Genomic DNA, 18,256 nt, shown 5'->3' with positions numbered 1-18,256 from the left:
GCGGGCCGACAAACCCTCGACACGCACGGTCCGGCACCCGCCATACAGCGACCCAGCGAACCTTCGACGACCACGGTCCGGCACACGCCGGACACGCGCCTTACCCTCGACATGCGGAGCCGGGGCATCCGCCGTACAGGCGACCCGACGACGCACGGTCCGGCACCCGCCGTACAGGTGGGAGCCCCGAGACCTCGGCATGTCGCGCCCCCGGCATCCTCTGATCCCGAGTCGAGAACCTGTATCACCAGGGCTCGGCCGGATCCTGCCGGCAGGCGGACGCCGACCCCCTACAGAAGGACGGCCCCCAGCCTCCATCGACGGAGCCAGCCCGCACGGCGGGGCGCGCACACGTAGGAGGAGGCGTCTCCAGGCGTCTACGCGGGCAGGTGTCACAGCGGAAGCGCCGCCCATCCGGGACGGTGACGGCACGCGGAAGGCACCGATCGGCGCCTTGACCGTTGTCCGGCCGTGTAATAGAACACGTTTCAATACATTGTCCTACCAAGCGCTTGATCAAGTCGAGGTGACGGCTCGTGCACATCGATCTCGTCGATCAGGACCAGTACGCGACCTCCGGCCCCCCGCACGAGCAACTGCGCTGGCTCCGGGAACACGCGCCCGTCTACTGGCACCCCGGCGAGCCGGGCTTCTGGGCCGTCACCCGGCACGAGGACGTCACCCACGTCTCCCGCCACTCGGACCTGTTCTCGTCGGCGCGCAAGCTCGCCCTGTTCAACGAGATGCCCGAGGAGCAGCGCGCGCTGCAGCGGATGATGATGCTCAACCAGGATCCGCCCGAGCACACCAGGCGGCGCGCCCTGGTCAACCGCGGCTTCACCCCTCGCACGATCAGCGCCCTCGAGCAGCACATCCGCGACATCTGCGACGACCTCCTCGACAAGTGCTCAGGAGACACCGACTTCGTCACCGAGATCGCCGCTCCCCTGCCGCTCTACGTGATCTGCGAACTCCTCGGCGCCCCCGTCGCCGACCGCGACAAGCTCTTCACCTGGTCGAACCGCATGATCGGCGCCCAGGACCCCGACTACGCCTCCCCCGATGAGGGCGGCGCCGCCGCCATGGAGGTCTACTCCTACGCCTCCACGCTCGCGGCCCAGCGCCGCGTCGCCCCTCGCGACGACATCGTCACCAAGCTCCTCCAGCCCGACGAGAACGGCGAACGCCTCACCGAGAACGAGTTCGAGCTGTTCGTCCTGCTCCTCGTCGTGGCCGGCAACGAGACCACGCGCAACGCCGCGTCCGGCGGCATGCTCGCCCTCTTCGAGCACCCCGACCAGTGGGGACGGCTCGCCGCCGACCCCACTCTCGCCAGGACCGCGGCCGACGAGATCGTCCGCTGGGTCTCGCCGGTCAACCTCTTCCGCAGGACGGCCACCGCCGACCTCACTCTCGGCGGGCAACCCGTCAAAGCCGACGACAAGGTGGTCGTGTTCTACTCCTCGGCCAACAGGGACGCCGCCGTCTTCACCGACCCCGAGACGTTCGACGTCGGCCGCAACCCGAACCCGCACATCGGCTTCGGCGGCGGAGGAGCGCACTTCTGCCTCGGCAACCATCTGGCCAAGCTGGAACTGCGGGTGCTGTTCGAGCAACTGGCCAGAAGGTTCCCCCGGATGCGACAGACCGGCGAGGCCCGGCGGCTGCGCTCCAACTTCATCAACGGCATCAAGGACCTTCCCGTCACCCTCTCCTGAGGACACATCCGCAGGACACGTCCTCCCGACGACACATCCGCAGAGCACGTCCTCAGGGCACGTTCGCAGAGCACGCCCGCAGAACACGTCCTCAGGGCACGTCCTCCTGAGGACACGTCCCGCGAAACACGTCCTCCTGAGGGCACATCCGCAGAGCACGTCCGCAGGCGAACGCCTCCGGGTGCGCCTGACATGCCTGAAGGGCAGCTTCGGCTCGCAGAGAGGGCACATCGAGGGCAACAGGCCGAGACAGGGATACCCGGCACAGGGCACGCCGTCCACGAGCACGCCCATTCAGCAACCATCTCCGGCCGCGGCACTGGCGGCAACGGTCGAAGGTGGGATTGCGATCGAGATGAAGGCGTAGCGACGCCAGGGACCTGGAAGAGACCCCGGACGGGGGCTGGCGCGTTCTGGTCACCGGTCAGGCATGCTTCCTCGTCCGGCCTCGGTGTCCGCGGGAGCCGGCGAGCCGTCGTACGGTGTGTCATCTCCTGGGAAGAAGGCCTGCCTGACGGTAGATGCCGGGGGTGACGCCGTAGGTGCGGGTGAACCAGCGGGTCAGGTGGCTCTGGTCGGCGAACCCCGACTGGGTGGCCACCTCGACGAGGGGAAGCCCGCGGGCGATGAGGCGCCGGGCGATCCTGAGCCTGAGCTGGCGCTGGTAGTCGCTCGGCGCGAAGCCGTACGCCGACTGGAAGGCCCGGTAGACCGTGAAACGGCTGCACCCTGCGGCCTGGGCGAGGTCAGCGGCGGTGAGATCGTCCAGCGGCGAGTCGTCGAGGCGGCGGCGCACGCGTTCGGCGATGAGCTGGGCGCCGGTCAGCGGTGTGCCGCTGGGCAGGTCCCCGGTGGTGCTGCCGCGGCGGACCATCGCGGCGACCGTGGCCCTGAGCAGTTCGTCGCGGCGCAGGGTGGAGGCGCCACCGAGGAGGGCGCGGTGGAGGGCGTGCAACGTGTGGGCGAGCACGGGGTCTTCGAGGACGGGTGCCGTGAACAGGGGCAGGCCCAGGCGGCTGCCCGTTGTGTCCTCCAGGGCGTCGGCGACCACCTCGGGGCCGATGTGGATGATCCGGTAGGTGAACCCGAACCGGTCCGCGGCGTGGCCGTCGTGGGGGTCGTCGGGGTTGAACGCCATGACCATGCCGGTGGCGCTGGTGTGGGCCGAGCCCCTGCACGTGAAGGCCTGCGCGCCGATCTCGGTGACGCCGAAGGAGTAGGTGTCGTGGCTGTGGCGGTGGTAGACGTGCTGCTCGAAGTGGGCGTGCATCGCCTCCAGCGGCCTGTCGGGAGAGCGCCAGTAACGGGACCAGTCACGCGTCACCTTCCCATTGTGTCCGCCGCATCTGTGTCCGTCGCATCGTGTCGTCGGGGTTACGGGCGGGGGTGCCTGCTGGCTGTCCTGGTCGCGGGCGTACTCATCGGCAGGCCAGAGCAGACCGTCGGCGAGCTCGCTCCACGACTACGCACCCCGCGCCTTAGAGCCGTGGGGCTCCGGGGCCATCAGGTGGGGTGGGCTACTACCAGCCACCCATCAGGCCGCTTTCCCAGGCCCAGGAGACGATCTCGACCCGGTTGCGGACGCCGAGCTTGGTCAGGACGGCGGAGACGTGGCCTTTGACCGTGCTGAGCGAGATGAACAGTTCGGCGGCGATCTCCTGGTTGGTGCGGCCTCTGGCGATCGCCCGGACGATCTCGGTCTCCCGTTCCGACAGCGGCTGCGCGGAACGGCGGGCGGCAGGGGCCCCGGAGGACGTCACGTGACGCAACAACCGCAGGGTGATCGACGGGGAGATGAGCGCGTCCCCGGCATGCGCCGCCCGGACGGCCTCCACCAGCAGGTCCGGTCCGGCGTCCTTGAGCACGAAGCCGACGGCGCCGCCGCGGAGCGCGCCGTAGACGTACTCGTCGAGGTCGAACGTGGTGACCACGACGACCCGCAGCGGGTCGGACACGCCGGGCCCGGCCAGAGCGCGGGTGACCTCGATGCCGTTGAGGCGGGGCATCTGGATGTCGACCAGGCACACGTCCGGGCGCAGCCGCCGGGCCAGGACGACCGCCTCGTCGCCGTCGGCGGCCTCGGCGACGACCTCGATACCGGGCTGGTCCTCGAGAATGACGCGCAGGCTGGCGCGCACCATCGCCTGATCATCGGCCAGCAGGACACTGATCGTCATGGGCCCCCTCGCCCGGTCGTCATCGGCCCTTCCAGGCTCGTCACTGGCACCCCCACCCCACCCTCACCAATCCATCCCACGAACGCCACAAGCGCCCACGCCCCGCCGCCATCAGCCCTCCCACGGTCGCCACGAACATCCCGACCTCACGGTCACCAGCCCGTCCAGGACCGTCACGCACCCCCACCTCACCGTCACCAGCCCATCCAGGACCGTCACGCACCCCCACCTCACCGTCACCAGCCCATCCAGGACCGTCACGCACACCCCCACCTCACCGTCACCAGCCCATCCAGGGCCGTCACCAGCCCATCCACGATCGTCACGGGCACCCCATCCATCCTCACCAACCCATCCACGAACGTCACAAGCGCCCGCTCCCCGACCGTCATCAACCCTTCCGGGATGGTCATGGTCGCTCCTTGGGATGGTCATCGACGTTTCCGGCAGGCGGGCGGGTGAGCGAGCGGGTGGGCAGGGGCAGGGTGGCGAGCACCGACCAGCCGGCCTGCCCTGGGCGGGGACCGGCGCGGAGCGTGCCGCCCAGCGCCTCCAGGCGTTCGCGCATGCCGACCAGTCCGTATCCGCCGCGGCGGTAGCGCCGTTCCGGGGCGGGAGGGGCGTCGTCGGAGACCTCCACCGTGACCGTGTCGTGCTCGCGGGCGACGGTGACTTCGACGCATTGGGCGTGCGGGGCGTGGCGGGCGACGTTCGTCAGCGACTCCTGGACCACCCGGTAGACGGTGCTGCTCACCTCGGGCGGCCAGGCCGGCTCGTCCTCGCCGCCGGGCAGGCGCAGGCGTACGTCGGGTCCGTCGAAGCGCTCGACCAGGTCGGCGAGGCTCTCGCGAGGCGGCGTGGGTGGAACGGCCTCCCGAAGCAGGCCGACGAGGCGGCGGGTGGCGGCCAGCGCGTCGGAGCCGGCGGTCTCGATGTCGGACAGGGGGCCGCTCAGCCGGTCCGGCTGCTTGCGGGCGAGGACCTGGGCGGCCTGGGCCTGGAGCACGATGCCGGTGACGTGGTGGGCGACGACGTCGTGCAGTTCCCTGGCGAGCTGGAGGCGCTCGTGGCGGCGTACGTCCTCGGCCATGGCCCGGCGGCGGGCGGCCAGCAGCCGTGAGCACAGCCCGATCGCGACCCCGGCGAGCCATGCGCCGGCGTTCAGCGCCGTCACGGGCGGGAGGGGGGAGGCGGACGCGTGGGCGCTGAGCAGGCTGCTTGCGGCCACCGCCAGCCCACCGGCAGCGACGGCGCAGGCCTGGAGGACAGGAAGCGCCCTGACCGCCGACCCGACCAGCACGGACAGGGCCAGGGCCATGGCCGGGCCGGGCTCGGCCGGCAGTCCGCCGAACCGGGAGGCCAGGACGGCCGCCACCGCGACGGCCAGGCCGGCGAGGGCCGCCCACGCCCGGCCGCGCCGCCGCGCCAGGGCGAGCCCGCACACGATCGCCCCGGCCACGCACCCGAACGTCCAGTAGCCGCCGCCCCAACTGTCCGCGACCCGATAGGCCCAGAAGGCCAGCAGACCGGCGAACACGACCCCGAGCCCGGCCTCGCCCGCCACCCGCATACCTCGGACATCGGAATTGGCCACCGTCCCCACCAGGAGTCTCAGCCTCGCCCGCGATCCCACACCTCGGACGTCGCCCTCGGCCACCGTCCCGACACCCCGAACCTCGGCCTCAGCCGCCGTCGCCACACCCCGGGCGCCGGCCTCGCCCTCGGGGCGCCCGTCCAGTCGATCACGGCCGTTCACGCGCTTCAGGCTAGGCCGCCGAGCCCTTGCGCTGAACCGGCCGAAAGTACGGTCCCGCTGCCGCGAACCCTGCTTTCGACCCGTGCCGCTCCCGGACCCGGGTCCGCAGGATGTGTCCTCATGTCCCGTGAAGAGTTCCGCCCGTCCGATGAAGAGTTCCGCCCGCCCCAGCACGCCCGGCTTCGGCCCGGCCACCACGAGCCGGGCGGCACTGCTGCTCCCCCACCCGGGCTGTCCGACCTCGGCTTCCCCTTCCAGGCAGGTCGCCACGTCGCCGCCCATGGGGAGCCGCGCTCGGCCGCCCGCCCTCGCATCGCCGCGCTCGACGTCGTCCGCGGGTTCGCCCTGTGCGGAATCCTGCTGGCCAACGTCAAGCCGATCGCCCACATGGTCGACGGCGCATCGGTCACGCAGCCCATGGTGGCGGCGAGTCAGGACGACGGCGCCTGGCTGGGGCTGTTCGTCGACCAGCGCTTCTTCCCGATCTTTTCCCTGCTGTTCGGGGTCGGCTTCTCGCTGCTGCTGGACTCCGCGGGACGGAAGGTCCCGCACCCGCGGGTGCTCCTGCTGCGCCGCCTCCTGGCGCTGCTCGCCATCGGCCTGGTTCACATGTTCGTGTTGTGGCGGGGCGACATCCTGACCATCTATGCCGTCGTCGGCCTGCTGGTGCTGCTGCCCTCGACCTGGCTGCCGCGCTGGGCCGTCGCGGGACTCGCCGCGGTCCTCCTGGTGTTGCCGCCGATTCTCGGCGGCAACGGCGTGCCGTTGGTGCCCGGGTTGTTCCTGCTGGGCTCGGCGCTGACCCGGTACGGCGTGATCGACAGGATCGAGCGTGCCGTGTGGGGTCCGGCCGCGCTGGGCCTGCTCCTCACGGCGGGGGCGGTGCCCGCCGTCCTGCTGCAGATCGAAACGCCGGCTGGTGACTCGCACCCCTGGTTCGGCCTCGCCGGGTTGCTGATCGCCGGTGCGTACGTGTGCGCTCTGCTGCTCCTGCTCAGAACGCCGCTGCGGCCGGTGCTCCAGAGGGTGTTCGCGCCGCTGGGCCGCATGGCGCTGACCAACTACCTGACCGCCACGCTCCTGGTCCTGGTGACCGCCCGTCTCATCGGCAGCTCGCCTGACGGCTGGACCTCGGCCATGGTCGTGGCGATCGCCGGCGCCATCCTCGCCGTGCAGTGGCTGTGGTCCACGCTCTGGCTGCGGAGATACCGCCAAGGTCCGCTGGAATGGCTCTGGCGCTGGGCCACCTGGGCCCGCCGCCCACCCCTGCGGGCCGGTGACGGCGGAGCGTGACCGCCGGCCGTACACGCGGGCAGGAGGAGCCCAAGGTGCGCACGAGCGTTCAAGACCGCCTGGGCCGTGAAACGGAAGGCTGGGCGCATGCGGTTCGATACGAAGATCGGCATCGTGGTCCGCCGGGATCTCGCTGTCTGGCAGAAGCTGAACGTCACCGCCTTCCTCTCCAGCGCTGTGGCGGGTGGGGAGCCCGAGACGGTCGGGCAGCCGTACGAGGACGGGTCGGGCAACGTCTACCTGCCGATGTTCAGGCAGCCGGTGCTCGTCTACGCCGGCGACGGGGAGGACCTCGCGCGGGTGCGCGAGCGCGCCCTGGCCAGGGGGGTACGGGTGGCCGTCTACACCGAGGAGTTGTTCAAGACGGGCAACGACGACGACAACAGGGCCGCGGTGCGGGCGGTGGCGGCCGAGGACCTGCAGGTGGTGGGGTTGGCGCTCTACGGGCCCAGGAACACGGTGGACAAGGTCACCAAGGGGCTGTCGCTGCATCCGTGATCACCACCGGCGGCGGCGGGCGGCGCGCAGCCGGGCGAGGATGCGGGTGACCTCGGCCGGAGCGGGCTGCCAGCCGCATTCGATGAGGGCGTTGGCGACCTGCTCGACGAGGTCGGCGGAGCGGGCGGGGACGACGTCGCGCCTGACGGGGATGACCCGCCATCCCGCCTCGCGCAGGGCGGCGCGGCGGTTGGCGTCGCGCCGCCGGTCGGCGGGCGAGCTGTGGTGCTCGTGCCCGTCGTACTCGACGCCGAGGAAGTGCGCGGGCCAGCCGAGGTCGAGGTAGGCGAGCCTGTCACCCGGCAGGTCGACGCGGATCTGGGTGGCGGGTCTGGGCAGGCCGCCTTCGACGAGGATGACCCGCAGCCACGTCTCGCGGGGGGAGGCGGCGCCCCTGTCGGCCATGGCGAGCGTCTCCCACAGCCGCCCGAAGCCGGTGGCGCGGCGCATGAGCGCGTCGTGGTCGACGCCGCGGCGCAGGAACTGGTCGACGATGGCGACGCCGTCGCGCCGCGGGAGGTGCCGGGCGCAGTCGACGGCGGTGCGCTCGGGTGTGGTCACCCGGACGGACCTGTGCTCGGTCACGTCGGCCGGCGGCAGGCTCACCTGATGGACGGTGCACCCCGGGAGGTGCGTGGCCCGCGGTACGGCGAGCTCCACCGGCCACTCGTCCTGGCTGTCGTCGAGGGCGTGCAGGCCCCAGACGTGGGCGGCGGTGCGATGGCACGCGGTGGAGCCGGGGATGAGGCCGGTGAACAGGCGGGCTCGGTCGAGGAGGGAGGCTGGCACGGGGACAGCATGCTGGGGAGGGGCGCGGGCGGGGACGACCGAACGGGTTTCTGTGGATGAGCGAGCGGCTGTCCACAGCCACGCCGCGCCAAGGCCACCGCCATGCGGGGCCGGCGAGGTCACAGCCGTCCACACCCCGTGCCGGGGGTCAGGGCCGCCTACCGCCCCCACCCGCACCCGCACCAGGGGTCAGGGCCAGGAGCTGTCCTGGTCGGGGTCGCCCCCGTTGGAGAGCAGGCGGATGTCCGATTCGACCATCATCGCCACGAGTTCCTCGAACGACACCACGGGCTCCCACCCCAGCTGGGTGCGGGCCTTCTTCGGGTCGGCGCACAGCAGGTCCACCTCGGCCGGCCGGTGCAGCGCCTGGTCGCACACGACGTACCGCTCCCAGTCCAGGTCGGCCGCCTTGAACGCCGCCTCGACGAGTTCCCGCACCGACTGCGTGCGTCCCGTGCCGATCACGTAGTCCTCGGGCGCGCCGGCCTGCAGCATGAGGTGCATCGCCTTGACGTAGTCGCCGGCGAACCCCCAGTCGCGCCGTGCCTCGAGGTTGCCGAGCCGCAGCTCCGAGGCGAGCCCCAGCTTGATCCGGGCCACCCCGAGCGACACCTTGCGCGTGACGAACTCGGCGCCCCGTCGCGGCGACTCGTGGTTGAACAGGATCCCCGACACGGCGTACATGCCGTAGGACTCCCGGTAGTTCTGGGTGAGGAAGTGCCCGTAGGCCTTGGCCACCCCGTACGGCGAGCGCGGGTGGAAGGAGGTGCGCTCGTTCTGCGGCGTCTCGCTGACCTGCCCGAACATCTCGGAGGACGAGGCCTGGTAGAAGCGGATGGAGGCGCCGCGCGAGGAGCACACCCTGATGGCCTCGAGCATCCGCAGCACGCCCATGCCGGTGACCTCGGCCGTCAGTTCGGCCTGCTCCCACGACATCGGCACGAACGAGATCGCCCCGAGGTTGTAGACCTCGTCGGGCTGCACCTTCTCCACCGCGGAGATCAACGAGCCCTGGTCGAGCAGGTCGCCCCTGACGACCTGGACGTCGGCCAGCAGCTTGCGCATCCGGGACACCCGCGGGTTGGCCTGTCCTCTGGCCAGCCCCCACACCTCGTAGCCCAGGGAGAGCAGATGCTCGGCCAGGTAGGAACCGTCCTGCCCGGTGATGCCGGTGATCAGCGCGCGCCTGGCCAACGGGGTCCTCCATCGTTAGTCGTTGGGACGGGAATGTACAGCCAGGTCCCTGGTGAAGCAGCAACCGCCATAGAACGCGTTCCACCGAACGCCGTTCGGTCAGGCTAACTTCCCAGTTCGCGCGCCGTGAAAGCCAACCGAGGAACAATTCCACAAGAGGTCCCGCATACCTACCCAATGGTAAGGTGCGCAGACTAAGGTCATCTTTCACGGTACCGGTGGAGAAAGGGGTATCCGTGCGGATTGCGCTGCTTTCCTACCGGAGTAAGCCCACCTGTGGCGGTCAAGGCGTCTACCTCCGCCACCTCAGCAGAGAACTGGTCGCACTGGGTCACCACGTGGAGGTCTTCTCCGGCCAGCCGTACCCGGAGCTGGACGAGGGCGTCATCCTCAACAAGGTCCCGAGCCTCGACCTCTACCGCGACGAAGACCCCTTCCGCACCCCGAAGCTGCACGAGTACCGCGACTGGATCGACTGGCTCGAGGTCGGGACGATGTGGACGGCCGGCTTCCCCGAGCCGCTGACCTTCACCCTGCGCGCCTACCGCGAGCTCAAGAAGCGCGTCGGCGACTTCGACGTCGTCCAGGACAACCAGACCCTCGGGTACGGCCTGCTCGGCATCCAGAAGCTGTTCCCCGTCGTGGGGACCATCCACCACCCGATCAGCGTCGACCGGCGCATCGAGCTCGAGGCGGCCACGGGCGCCAAGAAGCTGACCATGCGCAGGTGGTACGGGTTCGTCAGGATGCAGGCCAAGGTGGCGCCGAGGCTGAAGCCGATCCTCACGGTCAGCGAGTCGAGCCTGGCCGACATCCACCGCGACTTCAACGTCCCGCAGGCCAACATGCGCCTGATCCCGCTCGGCGTGGACACGCGCTACTTCCACCCGAGGCCGGACAAGCCGCGCAGGAAGGGCTCCATCGTCGCCGTGGCCTCCGCCGACTCCCCGATGAAGGGCGTCGCGACGCTGCTGCGGGCGGTCGCCAAGCTGGCCACCGAGCGCGACGTGAACCTCACCGTCGTCAGCAAACCGACCCCCGGAGGCCCCACCGAGCAGCTCGTCCAGGAGCTGTCGCTCCAGGACCGGGTCCGCTTCGTCCACGGCATCTCCGACGACGAGCTCGGCGAGCTGATCGCCACCTCGGAGATCTCCGTGGTCCCGAGCCTCTACGAGGGCTTCTCCCTGCCCGCCGTCGAGCACATGGCCTGCGCCACCCCGCTGGTCGCCAGCCGTACCGGAGCGCTGCCCGAGGTGGTCGGCGACGCGGCGGTGCAGGTGGCGCCGGGCGACCCCGAGGAGCTCGCCGCGGTGCTGCGCCGCCTGCACGACGACCCCGAGGAGCGCGAGCGGGTCGGCAAGGCGGGCTACGACCGCGTGATGGAGCGCTACACCTGGCACGTCGTCGCCAAGAAGACCGTCGAGGCCTACAGAGAGGCCATTGAGGAGTTCGGCAAGTGCTGACCGTCGACTTCACCCGGCTGCCCGTCGGACCGGGCCATCGGGTGCTGGACCTGGGCTGCGGCGGCGGCCGCCACGCCTTCGAGGTGCTGCGCAGGGGCGCGGACGTGGTCGCGTTCGACATGGACCAGGCCGAGCTCGACGGCGTGAAGTCGATGTTCGCGGCGATGGAGGAGGCCGGCGAGGCCGAGGGCACCGGCGAGACGGTCCAGGGCACCGCGCTCGACATGCCGTTCGAGGACGACAGCTTCGACCGGGTGATCGCCGCCGAGGTGCTGGAGCACATCCACGAGGACACGACCGCGATGCGGGAGATCCTGCGGGTGCTCAAGCCGGGCGGGCTGGCCGCGATCACCGTGCCCGCGTTCCTGCCCGAGCGGATCTGCTGGGCGCTGAGCGAGGCCTACCACACGGCTCCCGGCGGGCACATCAGGATCTACACGCTGGCGGAGCTGAGGGCCAAGCTGAAGGCGACGGGCTTCAGGGTGGGGCCGCACCACTACGCGCACGGCCTGCACGCGCCGTACTGGTGGATCAAGTGCGCGGTCGGCGTGAACAATGACGACCACCCGCTGGCCAAGGCGTACCACAAGCTCCTGGTCTGGGACATCATGAAGCGCCCGCGGACGACCAGGGTGGCCGAGGCCGTGCTGAACCAGGTCGTCGGCAAGAGCGTGGTGCTCTACATCAGGAAGCCTGCGTGATCACGCGGGAGCACGTCCTCCGGACAGCGCTGAGCATCTCGGCCATCCAGGAGGGCGACGGCGGCGTGCCGTGGCCCGAGGGGCACGTCGACGCGTGGAACCACGTCGAGTGCCTCATGGCCATGGCCGTGGCGGGCCTCAGGGACGAGGTCGAGCGCGGCTACGCCTGGCTGGCAGCCCACCAGCGCGAGGACGGCTCGTGGCCGATGAAGCTGGTCGCGGGCGAGGCGGTCGAGCGGGGCGGCGAGACGAACCACGCCGCCTACGTGGCCGTCGGCGCCTGGCACGACCTCCTCGTCACCGAGGACCTGGAGGCGGCGCACGGGCGCTGGGGCATGGTCAAGAAGGCCTTGGACTACGTCGTCGACCTCCAGACCCCGCGCGGCGAGATCGTCTGGGAGCGTGACGCGGAGGGCCACCCGTCCGGCTACGCGCTGCTGACCGGCTGCTCCAGCATCCACCAGGGCCTGCGCAGCGGTGTCCTGCTCGGCGAGCGGCTCGGCGACCCGCAGCCCCACTGGGAGCTGGCCGCCGACCGTCTGGCCAACGTGCTGCGGAACCATCCCGAGGCGTTCGCCGACAAGAGCCGCTTCTCGATGGACTGGTACTACCCCGTGCTCGGCGGCGCCGTCCGCGGCGACCTGGCCTTCGACCTGCTCGACAAGGAGTGGGACACCTTCGTCGTGCCCGGCCTCGGCATCCGCTGCGTGTCCGACCAGCCGTGGGTGACGGGCGCGGAGACCTGCGAGCTCGTGCTCGCCCTCGACGCCGTCGGCGACCGCGAGCGGGCCGGACGGCTGTTCGCCGACATGCAGCACCTGCGTCACGAGGACGGCTCGTACTGGACCGGCTGGCAGTTCGTGAACCGCAAGCACTTCCCGCACGAGCGCTCCGGCTACACCGCCGCCGCCGTGATCCTGGCCGCCGACGCCCTCTCCGGGTTCACCCCGGCCGCGGGCCTGTTCCGCGACATCCCCGTCTCCGGGCAGACCAGCCCCTCCCTGTACGGCGAGCGTTCCTGACCCCGCACGGCGCTTCCCGGCCGCCGGCACCCGCAAGCCGTTTTATCGCTTCTTTGCCACAGGGGGCGGAGCGCCGCCGAGGGACGCCGCGACGCGCTCACTAGGTTCGTCAGTGGCCGTTCGATGCGTCTTCGGGGGAAGAGTGGGCGACACGGGCACGCTTGCGTTGTTGGAGCAGGTCACGACCGATCCGACCGTCTCCCCTTCGTCGGGGCTCCGGCGCCTGCTGGCGAAGGACCCTGCCGAGGCCGACCTCGGCAGGCGCCGCTTCCGCCTGCGGTCGGGGCCCGCCCGAGCGGCCATCGAGCGCTCCGAGCGGTCGTACGTCTTCGGTTACAACGCGGTCCTGTCCCGCGAGACGGGCAGGATCGACGAGCTCTCACCCGAGCAGCGCGGTTTCGGGTACGCGGGCGCCGCCACGGCGTGCGCGACCCTCGACCTGCTCACCATGACCCGGGGCCGGCGCCTTCGCGAGCTACTAGCCGGCCCCGCCATACGGCACCAGCACCTCGCGTACCTCGGCGCCGGCCGGGCGTACGCGGGGCTGCGGGTCCGCCCCCTCCAGGGTCTCGGCGGCACGCATCCGCTGCTGCGCTGGCTGGCGGTCGACGGGTTCGGTTTCCAGCGCTCGCTCGCCCGCGCCGACCGGATGGTGGGTGAGCGCGCCGTTCCCCGCCTGCTCACCAGGAGCCGGCGCGCGCTGTTCGACCAGGGGCTGGGGCGCATGATCTGGTTCCACGACTGCGCCTCGCCGGAGGACGTCTCGGCGCGCGTCGCCGAGTATCCGGCGACGCGCAGGGCGGACCTGTGGAGCGGCGTGGCGTTCGCGGCCACGTACGTGGGCGGCGCGGACCTGGACGAGCTGTGCAGGCTGACCGCCTACGCCGCCTCCGACGGCTTCCGGGCCCACCTGACGCAGGGCGCGGCCCTCGCGGCGGCCGCCATGCTCCGCGAGGGGCACCTGCCCGGCCACGCCGAGCACGCCGTCCAGCTGATGGCAGGGGCAGAGCCCGAGCAGGCCGCCGCGTGGGCGGACCGGGCGCTGATCGAGCTCGGTCACGACCCGCACAGCCCCGAGGACTTCCTCTCCTGGCAGGCCCACACCCGCCGCGCGTGGCTCCGCAGGAACCGGTGAGGGGCTGCCGGCGGCGCCGCGCTCACTGAACCGGACCCGGCTCCATGAAGGCGTGCCCTGGCCGCAGGAAGGCGGGCCTGTCCGCAGGAAGGCGGGCCTGGCCGCAGGAAGGCGGGCCTGACCGCAGGAAGGCGGGACCGGCCGCAGGAAGGCGGGGCCGGCTAGCGCAGGCGGGTCAGGACGCGGAGCGAGCCCGTCACCGAGGTCTCCTCGAAGGCGCCGGTCTCCAGCGCGCGCAGATACACCCGGTACGGCGCCTGCCCGCCGTCGGCCGGATCAGGGTAGATGTCGTGGAAGACCAGCGCCCCGCCCACCATCACGTGCGGTGACCAGCCCTCGTAGTCGCGCGTCACCGGCTCGTCGGAGTGGCCGCCGTCGATGAACAGCATCGCCAGCGGCGTGTTCCACAGCCGCGCGACCTGCTCCGAGCGGCCCACGATCGCGATGACCTCGTCCTCGAGGCCCGCCTCCGCGATGGTCGTGCGGAAGGTCGGCAGGGAGTCCATCTTCCCGAAGCGCGGGTCGACGAGCGTGGGATCGTGGTGCTCCCAGCCCGGCTGGATCTCCTCCGATCCCCTGTGGTGGTCGACCGTCACCACGACCGAACCGGTCAGGCGCGCGGCGGCGCCGAGGTAGACGGCCGACTTGCCGCAGTAGGTGCCGATCTCGCAGATGGGGCCGCGCGTGCCGTACCGGAGGGCGGCCCTGAACAGCGCCATGCCCTCGTCGGCGGGCATGAACCCCTTGGCGCGCTCGGCGGCCAGCAGCAGATCGGGCGGCATCTCCATGACGAGCACCTTACTCACGACTCGAACCGAACATTCCTCTTGAACGAGATTCTGGAACCTGTTCTACTTGGCACGTGAACCAGCGCGCCCGCATCGCGATGTCCGACGACGACATCGCCGCCTTCCTCCAGGAGTCGCGCAAGCTGCAGCTCGCGACCATCAACCCGGACGGCACCCCGCACCTGGTGACCATGTTCTACGCCCTGGACGCCGGCCGGATCGCCTTCTGGACCTACGGCAAGGCGCAGAAGACCCGCAACCTGGAACGCGACCCGCGGGTCAGCTGCCTGATCGAGTCGGGCGACGACTACGCCGAGCTCCGCGGCGTCCTGGTGTACGGCGTCGCCGAGCAGGTCGAGACGACCCTCGACATCGGCATGGAGATCGCCCGGCGGATGACCCCCGGCGTGCCCGACGAACTGCTCAGGGAGTACGTGGAACACACCGGGAAAAAGCGCGCCGCGTTCGTCGTGGAGCCGACCAGAGTGGTCTCATGGGACCACAGGAGGCTGTCATGAAGATCAAAGTCGATTACCTGGTCTGCGAGGCCAACGCCGTGTGCATGGGGCTCGCGCCCGAGGTCTTCGAGGTGGACGACGACGACCAGCTGCACATCCTGCTGCCTGAGCCGCCGCCGGAGATGTTGGACCGCGTCCGCCACGCGGTGCGGTCATGTCCGAAAGCCGCCCTCTCACTCGAGGAGTGACCCCCATGCGCGCAGCGCTGCTCCACACCGTAGGAGACGACAAGCTCGACATCCGCGACGACATCACTCTCGCCCCCGTCGGCCCGGCCCAGGTGCGCGTCAAGATCAAGGCCACCGGGGTCTGTCACTCGGACCTGTCGGCGATGACCGGCGCCCTTCCGCAGCCGGTGCCGCTGGTCCTGGGCCACGAGGGCGCGGGCGAGGTCGTGGAGGTCGGTGACCACGTCACCTCGGTCCAGCCGGGCGACCACGTCATCATCAACTGGCGCCCCGCCTGCCAGGAGTGCGCGCTGTGCGTGGGGGGCCAGCCGTACCTCTGCATGAAGTACGTCGTCGAGTCCTTCACCACCGGCACCTTCCGGATGGGCGACACGATGGTGTACGGCATGGCTGGGAGCGGCACCTGGGCGGAGGAGATCGTCATCCCGTGGCAGGGAGCGATCAAGGTCGACCCCGCCGTGCCGTGGGAGGCCGCCGCCCTCATCGGCTGCGGCATCACCACCGGCGTCGGCGCGGCCGTCAACACCGCGCGCGTCCGGCCGGGCTCCACCGTCGCCGTCATCGGCTGCGGCGGCGTCGGCCTGTCGGTCATCCAGGGCGCCCGCATCTCGGGCGCGCGCACCATCCTCGCCGTCGACCCGCTCGCCGCCAAGCACGAGCTGGCGCTGAAGGTCGGCGCCACCCACGCCGTCACCCCCGATGACCTGCCGGGGGCGCTCCAGGAGCTCACCGGCGGGCAGGGCTTCGACTACGGCTTCGAGGTCGTCGGCAAGTCGGCCACCATCCAGAGCGCCTGGCAGCTCACCCGCCAGGGCGGCGACGTCATCGTGGTCGGCGCGGGCGCCATGGACGACATGGTGTCGATCTCGGCGTTCAGCCTGCTGTTCGAGGGCAAGAACCTGCTCTCCTCGCTGTACGGCGAGGCCGACGTCAGGCACGACTTCCCGTACTTCGCGGAGCTGTACAAGGCGGGCCAGCTCGACCTCGACTCGTTGATCAGCGCCCGGATCAAGCTGACCGACCTGAACGAGGCGGTGGCGGCGTTGCGCAACGGTGAGGCGCTGCGCCAGATCGTCCTGTTCGACTAGCGAGGCGGCGGGCGGCCGTGGGGGCCTTCCCCACGGCCGCCACCACGCATCCGCGAGCGCCGGCTCACCTGGGCCGCCCGGGTGAGCCCGTGCGTCCGTCACTCGGCCGGCGACCTCAGGCTCCAGCCCTACGGGATCTTCGACAGATCGAGGACGACGATCTCGTCCCCGACGGGGTAGGCCATCAGCCGTTCGTCCAGCGCCGGCTGGGGGGAGGCGATGCTGTTGTCCTTGCCCATCCGGATCCCGAGGTCGGCGGCGGTACCGGTGGCCAGGTCATGTAGCGCCATCCCGCGGGCGTTCGCGTCCCCGGCGAGCGCCGTGTGGAAACGGTCTCGCGCCGGCAGGCGGTGGAAAGTGAAGCCGCCGGGGAGCTCCCTCTCCTCGGACCCGTCGCGCAGCCGGACGAACGCTTCCCTGCCGCCGGCGCGGAGACCCATGCACGATGTCACGCCGCACCTGACGTCCCGCTCGCCGGGCCGGGTGACAGCGGTCCTGGTCTCGCCGGTCTCGACATTGCGTATCTCGCCGAACCGCACCCCTTCATCAGGGCCGTACCAGCCGCCCGGACCGATCCACGGCCCCTTCAGAACGTGCAGCCTCTCGGCGTCCGGCACCGGTTCGGTGGTGCCGCCGTCGAGTGACACCCTGAACACGCCGCCGCTGCGGAAAGAGAACGTGATCCTGCCGTTCGCGACCGCCGGCGGGTCCAGCGCGGCGTCGTTGTCGCGCTCCTCCGTGGGCACGGTGGCCTTCCGCTCGGCCACGAGCTTCGCATTGCCGCCGGTCACCGGCACCGACCAGAGCTGCGCGACGCCTTCCTTGTTCGCCGTCCACCACACGATGTGACCGTCGCCGATGGTGAAGTCGGAGGCGAACAGCACCGTCCCCTCCGGTGTCGGCACGTCGGTGAGTCGGCGCGCCTCGCGCGTCTCGAGGTCGTAGGCGAACAGGGCGTCGGCCTTCTCGAAGCTCGCCTGGGTCTCGACCAGCACGGTCCGGTCGTCGATGAAGGCGACAGGCTGGAACCTGCTGCCGTCCGGCAGCCTCGCGGGGAGCTTGTGCACCGCCTGCGGCCATACCTTCTCCACCGGCTCGGGCAGCGCTCGGTCCGCCGGCGCAGGAGTGGCGACCTCGGCGCTGACTGTGGCTCGGGGATTTCCCAAGGTCGGAGCGGCCGGCCCCGGCCCGGTCAGGACGAACGTGGTGCCGCCCGCGAGCACGGCCACCGCTGCGGCCACGAGCGCGGCCTGCGTGCGCCGCCTGCGCTGCCGATGGCGGGCCTCCACCTGGGTGGCGAGTGCGCCGAGCCGGCGTGGTGCCCGCTCGGCCGCGTGGCCGAGGGTGCTGCGCAGAGTCTCCTCGAGATCGTTCATCGCACGCTCCTCTTCTGGGCCGTCTCTGGAATCGGTAGGGCGGCGCGGAGCTTGTCCATCGCTCGCGAGGCCTGGCTGCGCACGGTCCCGGTCGAGATGCCGAGCAGGTCGGCGATCTCCGCGTCGGTCAGTTGCTCGTAGTACCGCAGCACCACGACCGTGCGCTGCTTGCGCGGCAACTCGGCCAGCGCTTCCCACAGGGCCTGCTCGTCCCCCGTCGGCAGCGTGTCGTGATGCTCCGTCTCGGGCGGGCTCCAGACAAGGTGCTCGCGCCGCCGTCGTCGCCAGGCGGCTACGTGCAGCCTGGCCATCGTGGTACGCGTGTAGCTCTCCGGGCGGTCCTTCAGCCGTACCCGGTGCCAGGCGCCGCGCAGCTTGAGCAGCGCCTCCTGAACCAGGTCGGCGGCGTCGTGCGCGTTGCCCGTGAGCACGTAGCCGTAGCGGAGCAACGCATCACCACGCTCCGCCACGAATTCCGCGAAGCGGGAATCGGATTCCAACTACCTTCGCCTTTCGTCGTTCCTTCACGACCTTGAAGGCGGCGGCGAAGTG

The 18,256-nt window shown here is 71.0% G+C and carries 19 protein-coding genes; 10 read left to right on the top strand and 9 right to left on the bottom strand.

Features of this window, described 5'->3' with window-relative positions; all coding sequences use genetic code 11:
* Window positions 1-536 precede the first annotated feature (536 nt).
* Window positions 537-1,718 (top strand): cytochrome P450, encoded by a 1,182-nt coding sequence (locus tag ACWDLG_RS35205; RefSeq protein WP_449928452.1) that lies wholly within the window; start codon window positions 537-539, stop codon window positions 1,716-1,718.
* 487 nt (window positions 1,719-2,205) lie between these two features.
* Here ACWDLG_RS35205 and ACWDLG_RS35200 read toward each other — a convergent pair whose 3' ends face one another.
* The 4 genes from ACWDLG_RS35200 to ACWDLG_RS35185 all read right to left on the bottom strand — a co-directional run bounded on the left by ACWDLG_RS35200 (window position 2,206) and on the right by ACWDLG_RS35185 (window position 5,489).
* The gene (locus ACWDLG_RS35200; protein WP_449928450.1) at window positions 2,206-3,042 is read right to left on the bottom strand and encodes an AraC family transcriptional regulator; all 837 of its coding nucleotides are present in this window, start codon (window positions 3,040-3,042) and stop codon (window positions 2,206-2,208) included.
* A gap of 196 nt (window positions 3,043-3,238) precedes the next feature.
* Window positions 3,239-3,895, bottom strand: coding sequence for a response regulator (locus tag ACWDLG_RS35195; protein ID WP_449928446.1), 657 nt, complete (start codon window positions 3,893-3,895; stop codon window positions 3,239-3,241).
* 257 nt (window positions 3,896-4,152) lie between these two features.
* Window positions 4,153-4,308 carry a hypothetical protein gene (locus ACWDLG_RS35190; protein ID WP_449928444.1) on the bottom strand — a complete coding sequence of 52 codons (156 nt, stop codon included), beginning with the start codon at window positions 4,306-4,308 and terminating at the stop codon, window positions 4,153-4,155.
* Entirely contained in the window at window positions 4,305-5,489 is a 1,185-nt protein-coding gene (locus ACWDLG_RS35185; protein WP_449928442.1) for a sensor histidine kinase, read from the bottom strand. Before ACWDLG_RS35185 ends, ACWDLG_RS35190 begins: the two co-directional genes overlap by 4 nt.
* A gap of 282 nt (window positions 5,490-5,771) precedes the next feature.
* Between ACWDLG_RS35185 and ACWDLG_RS35180 the strand changes: the two genes are divergently transcribed.
* Both ACWDLG_RS35180 and ACWDLG_RS35175 read left to right on the top strand, forming a co-directional pair.
* Window positions 5,772-6,944 (top strand): DUF418 domain-containing protein, encoded by a 1,173-nt coding sequence (locus tag ACWDLG_RS35180; RefSeq protein WP_449928440.1) that lies wholly within the window; start codon window positions 5,772-5,774, stop codon window positions 6,942-6,944.
* 87 nt (window positions 6,945-7,031) lie between these two features.
* Window positions 7,032-7,442, top strand: coding sequence for a DUF2000 family protein (locus ACWDLG_RS35175; protein ID WP_449928438.1), 411 nt, complete (start codon window positions 7,032-7,034; stop codon window positions 7,440-7,442).
* Here the strand turns inward: ACWDLG_RS35175 and ACWDLG_RS35170 are convergent, their stop codons facing one another.
* Both ACWDLG_RS35170 and ACWDLG_RS35165 read right to left on the bottom strand, forming a co-directional pair.
* Window positions 7,443-8,231 (bottom strand): hypothetical protein, encoded by a 789-nt coding sequence (locus ACWDLG_RS35170; protein ID WP_449928436.1) that lies wholly within the window; start codon window positions 8,229-8,231, stop codon window positions 7,443-7,445. It lies immediately after the preceding gene.
* A 189-nt stretch (window positions 8,232-8,420) separates the two neighbouring features.
* Window positions 8,421-9,425 (bottom strand): GDP-mannose 4,6-dehydratase, encoded by a 1,005-nt coding sequence (locus ACWDLG_RS35165; protein ID WP_449928434.1) that lies wholly within the window; start codon window positions 9,423-9,425, stop codon window positions 8,421-8,423.
* Between the two features lie 236 nt (window positions 9,426-9,661).
* Here ACWDLG_RS35165 and ACWDLG_RS35160 point away from each other — a divergent pair, with 236 nt between their 5' ends.
* The 4 genes from ACWDLG_RS35160 (at window position 9,662) to ACWDLG_RS35145 (ending at window position 13,746) form a co-directional block, all read left to right on the top strand.
* The gene (locus ACWDLG_RS35160; protein WP_354909997.1) at window positions 9,662-10,888 is read left to right on the top strand and encodes a glycosyltransferase family 4 protein; all 1,227 of its coding nucleotides are present in this window, start codon (window positions 9,662-9,664) and stop codon (window positions 10,886-10,888) included.
* The gene (locus ACWDLG_RS35155; protein ID WP_354909999.1) at window positions 10,882-11,589 is read left to right on the top strand and encodes a methyltransferase domain-containing protein; all 708 of its coding nucleotides are present in this window, start codon (window positions 10,882-10,884) and stop codon (window positions 11,587-11,589) included. The genes ACWDLG_RS35160 and ACWDLG_RS35155 overlap by 7 nt, the downstream gene beginning before the upstream one ends.
* Window positions 11,586-12,611 carry a prenyltransferase gene (locus ACWDLG_RS35150; RefSeq protein WP_449928432.1) on the top strand — a complete coding sequence of 342 codons (1,026 nt, stop codon included), beginning with the start codon at window positions 11,586-11,588 and terminating at the stop codon, window positions 12,609-12,611. The genes ACWDLG_RS35155 and ACWDLG_RS35150 overlap by 4 nt, the downstream gene beginning before the upstream one ends.
* Before the next feature lie 169 nt (window positions 12,612-12,780).
* Window positions 12,781-13,746, top strand: a complete 966-nt coding sequence (locus tag ACWDLG_RS35145) for a DUF1702 family protein (RefSeq protein ID WP_449928430.1) — start codon at window positions 12,781-12,783, stop codon at window positions 13,744-13,746.
* Window positions 13,747-13,907: 161 nt separating this feature from the next.
* Here ACWDLG_RS35145 and ACWDLG_RS35140 read toward each other — a convergent pair whose 3' ends face one another.
* Window positions 13,908-14,534: a class I SAM-dependent methyltransferase gene (locus tag ACWDLG_RS35140; RefSeq protein WP_449928523.1), complete on the bottom strand. Its 627-nt coding sequence runs from the start codon at window positions 14,532-14,534 to the stop codon at window positions 13,908-13,910.
* A gap of 74 nt (window positions 14,535-14,608) precedes the next feature.
* Between ACWDLG_RS35140 and ACWDLG_RS35135 the strand changes: the two genes are divergently transcribed.
* From ACWDLG_RS35135 to ACWDLG_RS35125, 3 genes are read left to right on the top strand one after another with little or no spacing between them, the layout of a single operon-like run.
* Window positions 14,609-15,052, top strand: a complete 444-nt coding sequence (locus ACWDLG_RS35135) for a pyridoxamine 5'-phosphate oxidase family protein (protein WP_354910005.1) — start codon at window positions 14,609-14,611, stop codon at window positions 15,050-15,052.
* Window positions 15,049-15,240, top strand: coding sequence for a ferredoxin (locus ACWDLG_RS35130; protein ID WP_354910008.1), 192 nt, complete (start codon window positions 15,049-15,051; stop codon window positions 15,238-15,240). The genes ACWDLG_RS35135 and ACWDLG_RS35130 overlap by 4 nt, the downstream gene beginning before the upstream one ends.
* A gap of 5 nt (window positions 15,241-15,245) precedes the next feature.
* Window positions 15,246-16,328 carry a Zn-dependent alcohol dehydrogenase gene (locus ACWDLG_RS35125; RefSeq protein WP_449928427.1) on the top strand — a complete coding sequence of 361 codons (1,083 nt, stop codon included), beginning with the start codon at window positions 15,246-15,248 and terminating at the stop codon, window positions 16,326-16,328.
* A 128-nt stretch (window positions 16,329-16,456) separates the two neighbouring features.
* On the opposite strand, the gene ACWDLG_RS35120 is transcribed toward ACWDLG_RS35125, so the two are convergent.
* Both ACWDLG_RS35120 and ACWDLG_RS35115 read right to left on the bottom strand, forming a co-directional pair.
* Window positions 16,457-17,704 carry a TolB family protein gene (locus tag ACWDLG_RS35120; RefSeq protein ID WP_449928425.1) on the bottom strand — a complete coding sequence of 416 codons (1,248 nt, stop codon included), beginning with the start codon at window positions 17,702-17,704 and terminating at the stop codon, window positions 16,457-16,459.
* Window positions 17,701-18,204 carry a SigE family RNA polymerase sigma factor gene (locus ACWDLG_RS35115; protein WP_449928423.1) on the bottom strand — a complete coding sequence of 168 codons (504 nt, stop codon included), beginning with the start codon at window positions 18,202-18,204 and terminating at the stop codon, window positions 17,701-17,703. The genes ACWDLG_RS35120 and ACWDLG_RS35115 overlap by 4 nt, the downstream gene beginning before the upstream one ends.
* Window positions 18,205-18,256 lie beyond the last annotated feature (52 nt).

Source organism: Nonomuraea sp. NPDC003727 (assembly GCF_053586935.1).
Note: the sequence above shows the minus strand (reverse complement) of the source record. Positions and strands in the feature narration are given on the sequence as shown.

Bases quoted from the DNA above. Each gene is read 5' to 3' on its own strand.
- ACWDLG_RS35175 (WP_449928438.1), top strand. From the start codon at position 7,032: ATGCGGTTCGATACGAAGATCGGCATCGTGGTCCGCCGGGATCTCGCT.
- ACWDLG_RS35140 (WP_449928523.1), bottom strand. From the start codon at position 14,534: ATGGAGATGCCGCCCGATCTGCTGCTGGCCGCCGAGCGCGCCAAGGGG.
- ACWDLG_RS35120 (WP_449928425.1), bottom strand. From the start codon at position 17,704: ATGAACGATCTCGAGGAGACTCTGCGCAGCACCCTCGGCCACGCGGCC.
- ACWDLG_RS35195 (WP_449928446.1), bottom strand. From the start codon at position 3,895: ATGACGATCAGTGTCCTGCTGGCCGATGATCAGGCGATGGTGCGCGCC.
- ACWDLG_RS35130 (WP_354910008.1), top strand. From the start codon at position 15,049: ATGAAGATCAAAGTCGATTACCTGGTCTGCGAGGCCAACGCCGTGTGC.
- ACWDLG_RS35125 (WP_449928427.1), top strand. From the start codon at position 15,246: ATGCGCGCAGCGCTGCTCCACACCGTAGGAGACGACAAGCTCGACATC.
- ACWDLG_RS35190 (WP_449928444.1), bottom strand. From the start codon at position 4,308: ATGACCATCCCGGAAGGGTTGATGACGGTCGGGGAGCGGGCGCTTGTG.
- ACWDLG_RS35180 (WP_449928440.1), top strand. From the start codon at position 5,772: ATGTCCCGTGAAGAGTTCCGCCCGTCCGATGAAGAGTTCCGCCCGCCC.